The following is an 11,983-nucleotide window of genomic DNA, read 5'->3' as shown; positions in this document are numbered from 1 at the left end:
ACGCCTACGACTGCGTCACGCGATCGGTTGCTCAAGCCCGTAGACCCGCGCTGCGGTGCCACTGTAGAGCGCCAGCTTTTCTGTCGCGGAGAAGCGTCCGGTGATCCGCTTGAACGCATTCCAGAGAACGCCGTAGCCGCATGTCTGCTTGTCGACCGGGAAGTTACTTTCGAACATGCATCGTTCGGGACCGAACAGGTCTATGCAGGTTTCGACGTACGGCCTCCAGCGTGTTGCCAGATCTTCGGAGGACGGCGGCGTGTCGCGAAGATGGAAATCCCATCCTGTGTAAAGCATCCCCAGCCCGCCAATCTTGACCGATACGTTCGGGCACCCGGCGACCTGCTTCAGGTTCTCGCGCCAGATGTCGAAGACGGCAGCACGATCGGTGTGCGGGTCGACGCCGAGGACGCCTCCCGCATGATCGATGACGACCGGGGAATCGGGATAATCGTGCAGTAGCGACACCAGGTCAGGCAGTTGCGGGTAGAAAAGCCATGCATCGAATGTGAGCCCCATCGGCGCGAGCCTTGCGAATCCGCGTCGGAAAGCTGCGTCGGAGAGAAGATGGGGCTTTGCGAAGGTCCGCCCATACCCGGCGCTGCCGCTGTCCCAGGTAGCGCCATGCCGGATGCCCTTGAGCCGTTTGCCTCCGGCCACTGCCATCGCATCTAGCACAGGCTGCACTTCGTCTCCGAGCGTCAGATCGGCGTGAGCGATGATCCCTTCGCACAGTCGTGGCCCGTCAGGCATCCGAATCGCGCATGCATCGGCGAACGAACGCGCGAACTCAACCTCGCCGACGGGCTGCATCGACGCCGGGCCGTTCTTCCGGTATCCCGACTTGAACTGCACGAATACCGTCGCTTCGATACGGTGACCGCTCGACAGATCGTGCATCAGTTCCGTGGACATGTACCGTCCGCGTTCGTCATCCCAGACATGATGATGCGGATCGATGATGGGAAGCTCCGGCTCGAGCGCCTCTTCGCGCAGCAGGTCGGTCCACTTCGCCAGTTCGGCGATCTGGCGGTGGGTCGTTCCCTTGAACGCAACACCTGCAGTTCCGGGGGACTGCATCACTTCATTCCTGTTCATGCTGTACCAACCTTTGCGACAGATTCCACTGAAACCGGGAAGCAGTGTGCATCGTGCGTCCTACCGAACAGGCTCGACAGCGATCGATGCGGCACTCCTCACTTCAACGCCAGCCCATCGTTCATACTGTTTTGCCACGGCCGTGACATCATCGGTCGGGCAGGAGCACGCCTGCACGAGACCGTAGATACCCCGTACCTTGTCGAAGATCCAGGTCGTCACACCGAGTTGACGCGCCTCGTCGGTCGCAGCGGTGAGTCGGGAGAACGTTTCGCCCAGGCTGAAGCCGTAGTTGAATTGGCCCGTTGCCACCTCGTCAGGCAGAATTCGCGAACTTGCCGCGTTGCGCCCCGTCTCAATGCCCATGATTTTCGCCATCTGCCCGGGCGTCAATCCTGCCTTGGCGCCGGCAACGTACGCTTCGCTGGTGACCACCAGCAGCGTCGCGAACAACGACGCATGGATGTTCAGCATCAGATGCGCGGCGCCGGCTGCCGAGCCAATCTGGAAGGCGTCGCGGCACAGGTTCACAATCACGTGGCCCGCAGCCTGAATGGCCAATGCGTCCCCGCCCACGATGATCACGCCGTCACCTGCCGCAATCTGGCGATGTGTGCCGGTGTGAAGCGCGTCGCAATATGGAATCTCCGGACCAAGCAGCGCCTTCATCCTGACAGCCTTGCTCATGGCCATCGCGCACATGTTCACAACTGCGGCGCCGCCGTGAGCAGCCTTTACAATACCGACCGCCATCGACTCTTCAGATTGCCCCTCTGCTACGCCGAGGAGCGTCACGGTAATCCGGGAAGCGTACGGCAACCCCAAACGGATCACATGCACGTCTTCATCGTCATGCTGGCTGCTGTATCCTGACGCGACCAGTCTGTCGGCGAGCGCGCGGACGTCCGCGAGGGCGCAGATCAGCACCAGCGATCGATGCGCGGGCTCAGGAAACGAAATCCGGCAGGACGGCTCCTCTTCGGGGCTGGAAACCTCGATGCCAGCCCACGGTTCGAGGTAGGTGATCAGGGAGGTGCCATCGCGGTCGTATCCTCCCTGCGTGGAGGCGAACTTCCAGATCTGCTGGACGGTCTGCGCCACCCACATTGGAACGCCGCGACTCTGCGCTTCTTCGACGGACAGGCTGATGTCCTTCGCCGTGATCGCCATCCGCGCGCCGAAATCGAAGCGGCGGGGCAACACTGAACGCGCGAACTTGTTCCGTGAGGCACTGGAACTCGCGTCTCCCGAATTGATGATCTCGAGCATCCGTCGCGGCGCAAGTCCACCTTTGACGCCCAGGATGAACGCCTCGCACGTCGACGCCATTCCCGTTGCGGACAACAGGTTGTTAAGTAGTTTGAGGGTCTGTGCCTTACCCGATTCTTCACCAAGGTAGAGCACGGTGGCACTCGCAAGCGTCGACATGACCGTAGCCACCTGTTCGTATGCTGCCCGTGGCCCCGAGCACATGATTCCTAATGTGCCATTACCTGCCGTCGTGACATTTCCGGTGATCGGAGAATCGAGCAGCGCGATATCGCGGGCCGCGAGACCCTCGGCAACTTCCCTGGCGAAATTCGCTCCCGTCGTCGAAAAATCGACCACGACGCGAACCGCAGAACCACTGGCAACACCGGCCTCACCGAAGACGACATCGCGGATCGCCGGCAGAGACGGCAGACACAGCAGGACGATGCTGCATTGATCTGCCACTTCCCTGGCCGAAGCCGCCGCCTGCGCGCCAAGCGCGACGACCGAGTCGACCGCGGAACGGTTGAAGTCGTTGACGATCAGCCTGTAGCCCTGGCGGGCAAGGTGGCGCGCCATGGGCGCTCCCATGGCGCCAAGTCCGATGAACCCGATCGACGTGCCGAGATCGGATTCTGCTTTCAGTTCTGCCGTGTCCATGCACTCTTTTACCGTGGTTAGCTCATACCCGAAACCGGGATGGTGATTAAATGGAGGTGTCCTGACGTTCCCGCAGCGCAGCGGCCGGTACGCCGACCAGGATGATCACACCACCAGCGAGCGCGATTGCCGCAATGGTGTACAGCCCGATCGCAATGCTGTGGGTATTCGTCATGAGCCATCCGAGCCAGGTTGGTGTAAGAAGCGACCCTGCCTGTCCAAGGCTGCTCATTAACGCTATCCCCGCTGCGACCGATGCGGCCGAGAAATATGCGGGTGGAATCGTCCAGAACATCGTACTGCCTGCGTAGTAGGCGATGCCGAGTAGCGACAGGCATCCGATCGTCAGCACGGGGTTGCTGCCCACCTGAGGCAGCAGCACGAGACCAACTGCTCCGATCGAAATCGAGAAGAAGTAGTGCCAGCGTCTTTCTACGCGCTTGTCGGAATGGCGCGCGATCAGAACCATCCCGATTGCCCCGAAGATTGACGGTATCGCCGAAAGCAGCGCTACATGCAGAATGTCTTTCACCCCTGCCCGATGAATGATCGTGGGGATCCAGTAATTCATCACGATGCCAAGCATTGGCGTAACCAGAGACGCGAGTACGACCACGTAGACGCGCGGATCCCGCAGAACCGCGAGCAGCCCCTGATGGCCCGTCGATCCTTTGAACTTCCTGTCTGCCTGGATGTTGTCGATCAGGATCTGCCTTTCGGCCTCGGTCAGCCACTTCGCGTCCGTCGGCCTGTCATCGAGATAGAAGTAAGCGATGACGCCGAGCAGGACCGCCGGCATCCCCTCAAGCAGGAAAAGCCACTGCCAGTCACGCAGTCCCGCCACGTTGTTGAAGCTGTGAAGGATCCAGCCTGCGATGGGGCCGCCGATAATTCCCGAAACGGCAATCGACAGCAGGAAGCGCGACGTGATCCGCGCCCGTCGGGCCGACGGGAACCAGTAGGTAAGGTAAAGAAGAAGCCCTGGGTAAAAACCTGCTTCAGCGGCACCGAGAAGGATGCGCGCAATGTAAAACTGGGTAGTGTTATGGATGAACATCATCGAACACGTTACTGCGCCCCAGAGGACCATGATGCGGGTCATGGTGAGCCTCGCCCCGATTTTCTCGAGCATCAGGTTGCTGGGTACCTCGAAAAGCACGTAGCCGATCGAAAACAGCCCGACCCCCAAACCGTAAGCCGCGTCCGAGAGTGCAAGATCCTGGGATAGCGACATCTTCGCGAAGCCGAGGTTGACCCGGTCGAGGTAGTTGACGACCCAGCATAGAAAAAGAAACGGCACGAGTCGGAACGCAACCTTGCGATACGTGTGCTGAATCTGCTGGTCGGTTACGACCGGACTGCCTGCGAAGCCTTCGCCCCATTTTTCGATGGGCGGCTGCACTGAATGGTTCATGGGTGTCTCCTTCAACCGTCTTCTGCGGCTGAGTCGTTTTTGTGCGAACTGGCAGTTCAGGGCTCCACCAGCCCTGAAGCCGTCATTCAACCGTTGCCTGCATGCGTCTCGTGCCTGCGGTCCGGGTAACGGATGCGCTGCGGGTGTCGCGTGCCGGACGTGCCTAGCCACGGCACACACTGGCACCTCGCCCTGAAGACCTAGACCTCCACCATATCGAAGTCGGCCTTGCCTACCGAGCACTCGGGGCAAACCCAATTGTCCGGCACATCTTCCCAGCGCGTACCTGGTGCAATGCCTTCCGACGGCAGGCCTTCCGCCTCATCGTAAATGAAGCCACACAGTGCACATTGCCAGATCCTGAATTCCGCCTGCGGCTGAGACGCAGCAATTTCCGTAGTCACTTCTTTCACCTGTTCAATCATGATCCTCTCCATGACAGCGCGCCAGCGCTGACAACCCACATACAGATGCCGGGCCATCAGGTGTCGCCTGATCAGCAGCCTCCGGCTCGGGCAGCCGCGCCGATGAAGCCAGCGGGGTGACATCCACCTGCGGCGACCTCCACTAAGCGCGAGCACGTCATTCCACGATTTTCAGTCCGTTTCGCAGAAGAACTTTCAAGCGTGAAGCGATGGTATCATGGTTCTGACTGATAGCATTGATTCCACTGATCGGAACTTGAGACAACAAAAAGCACAGTCATCGAAACCTCGAGCATCCCGGGCGACAAGGCGGTTTGTCGCTGCGGATGCATCACTGAGACAGGAGACGTACCGTATGACCATCAGAGGCAAGGCTTATATCGTCGGTGCCTACGAACACCCGTTGCGCAAGGCTCCCAATCACTCGGTCGCCCAGCTTCATGCTGAAGTCGCGAAGGGCGCGATCGAGGACGCCGGTCTTACACGCGACGACATCGACGGTTTTTTCTGCGCAGGCGACGCGCCCGGCGCAAACCCGTGGTCGCTCTCGGACTATCTGAATCTGACGAGGCTGCGCCACATCGATTCGACAGACATGGGCGGCTGCTCATATCTGATCCACGTGGCGCATGCCGCGCAGGCAATTGCGGCCGGCAAGTGCAATGTCGCGCTCGTGACGCTTGCGGGCCGGCCCAACTCCGAGGGGAGCGCCGGAACACAGGTGCGCAACAGGGGCACCAATCTTCCCGACGCTCCGTTTGAAATTCCATACAGCCCCGTACCGCTCAACCTGTATGCGATGGCGGCAAAACGCCATATGCACGAATTCGGGACGACAAACGAACAGTTGGCATGGGTTAAGGTGGCCGCGTCCCACCACGCGCAATACAACGAGCACGCGATGCTGCGTTCCGTTGTGTCCGTCGAGGACGTTCTGGCATCGCCGATGATCTCGGACCCGCTTCACCGGCTTGACTCATGCGTCGTCAGCGACGGCGGGGGCGCTATCGTCATTGCACGACCTGAGATCGCAAAGTCGCTTTCACGCCCGCGCGTTCGGGTGCTCGGATGCGGTGAATCGGCGAAGCACCTGACGGGTGGGGACATCGACCTGACCTACACGACAGCCGCGTGGACCGGGCCACGTGCCTTTGAAGAGGCCGCAGTGACGCCTGCCGACATCCAGTACGCGTCTATCTACGACAGCTTCACCATCACGGTGATCCTGCAGCTCGAGGACCTCGGGTTCTGCCCGAAGGGCGAAGGTGGCCGGTTCGTCGCCGATGGCAACCTGATCTCCGGTATGGGAAAGCTTCCCTTCAACACCGACGGGGGCGGCCTCTGTAACAACCACCCATCGAATCGCGGCGGAATGACGAAAATTATCGAAGCGGTAAGACAGTTGCGCGCTGAGGCCCATCCGTCGGTACAGGTCCCGAACTGCACGCTTGCCCTGGCTACAGGCATCGGCGGCGCAATTGGAAGTCGCCATGGCGGCGCAACCGTGATCCTTGAAAGGGAGTAACTCGCATGACTTCAACCGTCGTAGAACGCGTGATCAAGGATCCCGCTATCAATCCCGGTGACGAGCCTTATTTCGAGGCTGCCGATAGAGGGCAGTTGCTGCTCAGGTTCTGCACGAGCTGCGGCCGGCCTCATCACTATCCCCGGTCCCTGTGCCCCTTCTGCTGGAGCACCGATCTGACGTGGAAGGAGGCCTCCGGAACTGGCGAGATTTACTCGTACAGCGTCATGCGGCGGGGCGCCGGAGCGCCCTATTGCATCGCTTACGTGAAGCTGGACGAGGGTCCGAAGATGCTCACAAATATTGTCAACACCGACTATGACGCGATCGCAATTGGCCAACGGGTTCAGGTAGTTTTCAAGAGATCGGAAAGCGGCGTCGCTATCCCGATGTTCACGCCGGTCTGACACGCAATCCTCGATCGGGCGGGCCGTCGCGCAACAGTGATAAGGACGGCGAAACCGCCCGCTACTCCGCAATCTGGAGCCTCAAGCAATGAGCCTCATTTCGCTTTTCAGTGCCGTCGACGACACCCTGACGCGCTACGATGTCGACGTCGCTGCGGCAACCCTGACCCGACGGGAAAGCATCCGGACAGCCGCGAAAGTCCAGTATGCCTGGCGCCATCCAGGCGGCCCGTATCTTTACGTAGCAACCAGCGCCGCGGGTCCGCGCGTACCCTCCGATTTCAACCACGTGAGTGCGTACCGGATTGGCCGCGACGGGTCGCTGACCAGGCATGGCCCATCGCGCCCGCTTGACCGACGGGCTGTCCATGTCTGCGTAGATCCGGAGGGAAAGTACCTTCTGAGCGCACACAACTTTCCACGCAGCGGTCTAACGATTCACGCCCTTCTGGAAGACGGCACCATCGGCGAGCCCGTTACCCAGAGCGCCGCCCCTGACTGCGGGGCCTACCCTCATCAGGTTCGCGTGCTGCCATCGGCACAGGCCGCGTTAATCGTCGACCGGGGGAACCACGCCCGACCGGACAAGCCAGAGGATCCCGGCGCTTTGAGGCTGTTCCCCCTTTCGCGCGGCGTCCTCTCATCGGGCGACGTGATTGCACCGGATCGCGGTTACGGTTTCGGCCCAAGGCACGTCGACTTTCATCCGACACGACCGTGGATGTACGTTTCGGACGAGCGCACCAACCAGCTTTACATGTTCCGGATCACGGACAGCACCATCGCGAGTGAACCCGCATACCGCTGCAGCCTCCTTGAGGCGCCGGACCGCGTAGACGCCCGGCAACTGGGCGGTCCGATCCATGTCCACCCCTCGGGTCGATACGTATACGTGGCAAACCGCGCCGACCGGACTGAGGAAATCGACGGCCAGAAGGTTTTTGCAGGCGGCGAGAACACCATCGCGGTGTTCAGGATCAACTCTTTGACAGGTGAGCCGACGCTCGTGGAGCATGCCGGCACGCGAAGCATTCACGTTCGTACTTTTGCGTGTGATCCTACCGGCAGACTACTGGTGACGGCGAGCATCAAACCGCTCGCGGTAAAGGTCGGGGGCGAGATCAAGCCTATCCCGGCGGCTCTCACGGTATTCCGGGTGCGCGACGACGGCTCGCTCGAGTACGCCCATCAATACCCGGTGGACACGCACGATGGTCAGTTGCAGTACTGGATGAGCATTGTTGCGGTAGCCTGACGGAAGAAGCGAAAGGCAGCTTCTGCGCTGCCTCCGCTCACTTTCAGATGCGGTTCAGAATCCGGCCGCCGTCGACAAGTAATGACACGCCCGTAACGAAGGACGCCTCGTCGGACGCAAGGTACAGGGCGGCATTCGCGACATCCCATGCGGTTCCTTGACGGCCGAGCGGGACCTTCGCGTCCCGTTCTGCCAGGACCTGTTCCCTGCTCTGGTTCCATTCGCGAGCTCGCGTATCGACCGCCATCGGGGTGGCAATCAGCCCTGGCAGGATGCAATTGGCGCGGATGCCATGCGGAGCATTCTGCAGCGCGAGCTGCTCCGTGAATGCGATAACGCCAGCCTTGGTCGCTTTGTAGGCGACATAGGGATACTTTCCAGGTCCAGCGGCCGACGAGACATTGACGATCACGCCCGATCGCTGCTCGCGCATGATCGCCACCGCGTGTTTGCACGCAAACACGGTGCCGCGCAGATTGATGCGGCAGATGTTGTCAAACCGTTCTTCTGTGATATCCATCAGGTCGGCGTCGCCGCCGCCCAGACTGACGCCGACATTGTTGTGCAGGATGTCGACGGTCCCCCACTTCTGTCTGGCGCCATGAATGGCCGCCGCGAGTTGATCCTCATGCGCAACGTCAGCGCCGATCGCATCAGCCTCGAAACCCTCGTTCCTGATAATTCGTGCGGTCTCCTGCGCTGATTCCACCGATCTGTCGACGGCCAGCACGCGCGCTCCTTCCCTCGCGAAACGCATCGCGACCGCCCGTCCATTGCCTACGCCCTCACCCGGACTCTGTCCCGCCCCGATCACGACCGCCACCTTGCCGGCGAGGCGGGCGTTCGAGGTCCAGCCATCAGTATCAGCCACCGTTGTCTCCTTCGTGTTGTAAGTCACAACGAAACACGTCGCGCGCAAAACAGAAGCGCGCGAGCTGTATTCGCGTACATCGCCGCGTCGTCAGATGCTATCATGGGTTCCTATAATCAATACTGATTTCACTGATCGAAACTTCACACATCAATCGCCGGCGCGTTTTTTCGGGTTCCCACGGATGGCGGGTTGCGCTAGCCTTTCAACGGGAGCCGTTTAGCAGGCGGCCGGCAACATGCACAAGGAGGCGGAATGACACGGCTTGCATCGATTCTGATTGGTGGCGACTGCGGTCCCACCCATGGGCCAGAGCAAGGGTTCCCCATCGAAGGCTATACGGAACTGGTAGCGCCCGCCCTGCGGGAGGCCGATTTCCGCTTCGTGAACTGCATGCGGACCTACTCCACACGTGGAGTGAAGTCGGACCACGCGCCTCAGGTCTGTCAGCCGGTTGAAATGTCGACGCTTTTTACGGGCGGTCTGTTCGACGCCGTGACGATGGCGAACAACCACAGTCTCGACGCTGGTCCGGAAGCCATGCTCGACACCCGAAAGCTTTTCCTCGATAACGGTCTTCAGGTTACCGGTGCGGGACGCGATCTGGACGAGGCCCGTCAGCCGGCGATTGTTGAAAAGGCAGGCGTGCGCGTCGGCTATCTCGGCTACACGTCGGTAGCCACTGCCGGGACCGACGCAGGCAAAGGGAAACCCGGGGTCGTCAACATCCGTATCAAAACGACTTACGAGCCGCGTGGGCCCCACCAGCCGGTACGCGTATGGACCTCGCCAAACCCTCAGGATCTTGCCCGGCTGACGGAGGACATCGCCGCTCTGCGCAAGCAGGTCGACGTGGTGATACTGGCGTATCACGCCGGCGCAATCCGTCTTCCGAGAATCGTCTCCGACTATCAGGTCGACGTCGCCCACGCAGCGATCGACGCGGGCGCCGATCTTGTCGTCGGACACGCTCCGCACATCCCCAAAGCCATCGAGGTGTACAGGGGTAAGGTCATTTTCTACAGCCTTGGCGTCTTCGCGATGACGAAGTCCTTCGCCGCCCCCGCCTGGACGAACGAGCCTGCGTGGGCGCAGGGTGCAGTGCGCAACTTCATGGACCTCGATCCGCAATACCCTCTGATGCCCTACGGCAAAGACTGCACGCTCGCGCTACTCGCAAAAGCGTACGTCTCCCCCCAGGGAGTCGCGAAGGTCTCGTTTCTTCCCGTCAAATTCGACGGCCGCTATCGCCCCGAGGTGCTTCGCGCAGGCGATCCGCGATTCGACGAAGTCGTCGAATACATGAAATGGGCCTCGGAAGACATGCCGCACCGGTTCGAGATCGAGGGCGATGAAGTCGTAGTCACAGCGCAGTAAGGCAACTGCTGCATCAACCGTTCAACCATCAGAGTGAAGGGTAGTCAATCATGGATTTGGGCATCAAGGGCAAGACCGCTCTGGTCACCGCGTCGAGTGGCGGCATGGGGCGAAACATCGCTCACGCGCTTGCAGCAGAGGGAGCAAACGTGGTGCTGTTTGCGCGCTCAGAGGACAAGCTGAAGGCGGTCGCTGACGAGATCACTCAGCAGCATGGCGTGCGGGCTGTTGTGAAAGCGGGAGACATGCGCGTCGGCGACGACGTCGCTGCGCTGGTCGAGGTGGTGAAAGCGGAGTTTGGCGGACTTGACATCGTCGTACTCAACACGGCTCGTCCGCCAAATCCTATTCGCGAAACGACGGAAGAGGTCGATATGGCGCGCTGGGACGAGGCGTATCAGAACCAGCTCGCCGGTGTGTTGCAGGTCGTTAGTCAGACCATCCCACTGATCACCACGCGCGGATGGGGCCGTGTGATTGCGATCACCTCGGCTTCTGTGAAAGCCCCCATGGCTCACCATAGCCTGTCGACAGTCTTCCGGGCCGGTGTGACCGCGTATATGAAGCATCTCGCGAATGAGGTTGGCTCGAGCGGGGTCACGGTCAACTGTGTCGCACCCGCCTTGATCGAAACCCCGCATCGCGCCGGATCCGCTGCCTACACTCCTGCTCAGGCCGAGGCGCGCAAGAAGTTGACGCCTCTTGGCCGGATGGGCACGCAAGGCGAACTTGCAGGTGTCGTGACGTTTCTGGCGTCGGTACAGGCGGGATTCATCACCGGCGCGACGATCCCGGTTGAAGGCGGCATGCTGGGATCGTTGTTCTGAACGCCCTGGACCGCCTTCCCCGCCCTATTCCGCGTGCCCTCCAAACTGACGCGAGATATTCACAGCGGCTTCGACGACGAGCTTGATGAAGTTCTTCTCATGCATCTCCATGCGCACCGTGGGGGCACCAACGGACAGGCAATAATGGACCTGTTCGTCGACCCCCATGATCGGAGCCGAGATCGCCGAGATGCCCATCAGTCGTTCACCGTGAGAGACAGCATAGCCACGCTCGCGGATGCGCTGGAGTTCTTCGAGAAAGGCCGCCCTGGTCTGCTTGGTGGCTTTCGTGGCAGCCGGCAGCAACGGCGTCAGATCGGCCTTTGACATATACGCCATCAGCACCTTGGAACCCGAGCCCGCCTGCAGCGGTATCTGTTCGCCCGCCTGCACCACTGCTCTGAGAGGGGCGGTGACCGTCGAAATGGAATCGATGCACACGCGGTTGGGACCGTTGACCGTGTGAAGGGACACGGTTTCTTTCGTCGTCTCGGCGAGCTCCGTCATAAACGGACGGGCAATCTCGCGAATTCCCAGGGTACCGCGCACGAGACCAGCGAGCCTCGTGAACCGGAACGACAGACAGTACTGTTGATCCTCCAGCCGGACCAGATACCCGGCTCGCTCCAGACTCTGCACGATCCGGAAAGTGGTGGACTTCGGCAAATCGATGCGTTCGGAGATTTCCTGAAGAGACAGGCTGCTCCGCTCAACGCTAAAACTTTCGAAAACAGCCAGAATACGTTCAACCGAGCGCATCATTTCGCAACGTTCCATACGGGGTCAAAGACAACCGTATGGTACATCAGGTGTGGTCGAAACCGGCCCTTTTGAAACGTTCAGGCCGCCGGGATGCCCAGTACTGAACCGCGG

General features: G+C 60.6%; 11 protein-coding genes. 5 read left to right on the top strand and 6 right to left on the bottom strand.

Annotated features, from left to right (window positions below):
• Nucleotides 1-15: 15 nt before the first annotated feature.
• The 4 genes from G3N95_RS26265 to G3N95_RS26250 all read right to left on the bottom strand — a co-directional run bounded on the left by G3N95_RS26265 (nucleotide 16) and on the right by G3N95_RS26250 (nucleotide 4,848).
• Nucleotides 16-1,098: an amidohydrolase family protein gene (locus G3N95_RS26265; protein WP_241018948.1), complete on the bottom strand. Its 1,083-nt coding sequence runs from the start codon at nucleotides 1,096-1,098 to the stop codon at nucleotides 16-18.
• A gap of 60 nt (nucleotides 1,099-1,158) precedes the next feature.
• Nucleotides 1,159-3,009: an NAD-binding protein gene (locus tag G3N95_RS26260; protein WP_205972990.1), complete on the bottom strand. Its 1,851-nt coding sequence runs from the start codon at nucleotides 3,007-3,009 to the stop codon at nucleotides 1,159-1,161.
• A 46-nt stretch (nucleotides 3,010-3,055) separates the two neighbouring features.
• Nucleotides 3,056-4,423 (bottom strand): MFS transporter, encoded by a 1,368-nt coding sequence (locus G3N95_RS26255; RefSeq protein ID WP_241018947.1) that lies wholly within the window; start codon nucleotides 4,421-4,423, stop codon nucleotides 3,056-3,058.
• A gap of 200 nt (nucleotides 4,424-4,623) precedes the next feature.
• Complete coding sequence (locus G3N95_RS26250) at nucleotides 4,624-4,848, bottom strand: rubredoxin (protein ID WP_241018946.1); 225 nt, start codon at nucleotides 4,846-4,848, stop codon at nucleotides 4,624-4,626.
• 355 nt (nucleotides 4,849-5,203) lie between these two features.
• On the opposite strand from G3N95_RS26250, the gene G3N95_RS26245 reads away from it, so the two are divergent.
• From G3N95_RS26245 to G3N95_RS26235, 3 genes are all read left to right on the top strand, one after another.
• Nucleotides 5,204-6,373, top strand: coding sequence for a thiolase domain-containing protein (locus tag G3N95_RS26245; protein WP_205972989.1), 1,170 nt, complete (start codon nucleotides 5,204-5,206; stop codon nucleotides 6,371-6,373).
• A 5-nt stretch (nucleotides 6,374-6,378) separates the two neighbouring features.
• A complete protein-coding gene (locus tag G3N95_RS26240; RefSeq protein ID WP_205972988.1) occupies nucleotides 6,379-6,780 on the top strand; it encodes an OB-fold domain-containing protein in 402 nt (133 codons plus the stop codon).
• Nucleotides 6,781-6,868: 88 nt separating this feature from the next.
• On the top strand, nucleotides 6,869-8,035 hold the full coding sequence (locus G3N95_RS26235) for a beta-propeller fold lactonase family protein (protein WP_205972987.1): 1,167 nt from the start codon (nucleotides 6,869-6,871) through the stop codon (nucleotides 8,033-8,035).
• A gap of 43 nt (nucleotides 8,036-8,078) precedes the next feature.
• Here the strand turns inward: G3N95_RS26235 and G3N95_RS26230 are convergent, their stop codons facing one another.
• Nucleotides 8,079-8,906, bottom strand: coding sequence for an SDR family NAD(P)-dependent oxidoreductase (locus tag G3N95_RS26230; protein ID WP_205972986.1), 828 nt, complete (start codon nucleotides 8,904-8,906; stop codon nucleotides 8,079-8,081).
• A gap of 255 nt (nucleotides 8,907-9,161) precedes the next feature.
• Here G3N95_RS26230 and G3N95_RS26225 point away from each other — a divergent pair, with 255 nt between their 5' ends.
• Both G3N95_RS26225 and G3N95_RS26220 read left to right on the top strand, forming a co-directional pair.
• Complete coding sequence (locus G3N95_RS26225; protein ID WP_205972985.1) at nucleotides 9,162-10,283, top strand: CapA family protein; 1,122 nt, start codon at nucleotides 9,162-9,164, stop codon at nucleotides 10,281-10,283.
• A 50-nt stretch (nucleotides 10,284-10,333) separates the two neighbouring features.
• Nucleotides 10,334-11,110 (top strand): SDR family oxidoreductase, encoded by a 777-nt coding sequence (locus G3N95_RS26220; protein ID WP_205972984.1) that lies wholly within the window; start codon nucleotides 10,334-10,336, stop codon nucleotides 11,108-11,110.
• A 24-nt stretch (nucleotides 11,111-11,134) separates the two neighbouring features.
• Here G3N95_RS26220 and G3N95_RS26215 read toward each other — a convergent pair whose 3' ends face one another.
• Nucleotides 11,135-11,872, bottom strand: coding sequence for an IclR family transcriptional regulator (locus G3N95_RS26215; protein ID WP_241018944.1), 738 nt, complete (start codon nucleotides 11,870-11,872; stop codon nucleotides 11,135-11,137).
• Nucleotides 11,873-11,983 lie beyond the last annotated feature (111 nt).

The sequence above is a fragment of the Paraburkholderia sp. Tr-20389 genome (genome assembly GCF_017104565.1).
Taxonomy (GTDB): Bacteria; Pseudomonadota; Gammaproteobacteria; order Burkholderiales; family Burkholderiaceae; genus Paraburkholderia.
The sequence above is the reverse complement of the archived record's forward strand: the minus strand, read 5'-3'. Positions and strand labels throughout refer to the sequence as shown.

Excerpts from the sequence above, each read along its gene's own strand:
- G3N95_RS26225 (WP_205972985.1), top strand. The coding sequence starts at position 9,162 with ATGACACGGCTTGCATCGATTCTGATTGGTGGCGACTGCGGTCCCACC.
- G3N95_RS26265 (WP_241018948.1), bottom strand. The coding sequence starts at position 1,098 with ATGAACAGGAATGAAGTGATGCAGTCCCCCGGAACTGCAGGTGTTGCG.
- G3N95_RS26260 (WP_205972990.1), bottom strand. The coding sequence starts at position 3,009 with ATGGACACGGCAGAACTGAAAGCAGAATCCGATCTCGGCACGTCGATC.
- G3N95_RS26235 (WP_205972987.1), top strand. The coding sequence starts at position 6,869 with ATGAGCCTCATTTCGCTTTTCAGTGCCGTCGACGACACCCTGACGCGC.
- G3N95_RS26215 (WP_241018944.1), bottom strand. The coding sequence starts at position 11,872 with ATGATGCGCTCGGTTGAACGTATTCTGGCTGTTTTCGAAAGTTTTAGC.
- G3N95_RS26250 (WP_241018946.1), bottom strand. The coding sequence starts at position 4,848 with ATGATTGAACAGGTGAAAGAAGTGACTACGGAAATTGCTGCGTCTCAG.
- G3N95_RS26220 (WP_205972984.1), top strand. The coding sequence starts at position 10,334 with ATGGATTTGGGCATCAAGGGCAAGACCGCTCTGGTCACCGCGTCGAGT.
- G3N95_RS26255 (WP_241018947.1), bottom strand. The coding sequence starts at position 4,423 with ATGAACCATTCAGTGCAGCCGCCCATCGAAAAATGGGGCGAAGGCTTC.
- G3N95_RS26245 (WP_205972989.1), top strand. The coding sequence starts at position 5,204 with ATGACCATCAGAGGCAAGGCTTATATCGTCGGTGCCTACGAACACCCG.
- G3N95_RS26240 (WP_205972988.1), top strand. The coding sequence starts at position 6,379 with ATGACTTCAACCGTCGTAGAACGCGTGATCAAGGATCCCGCTATCAAT.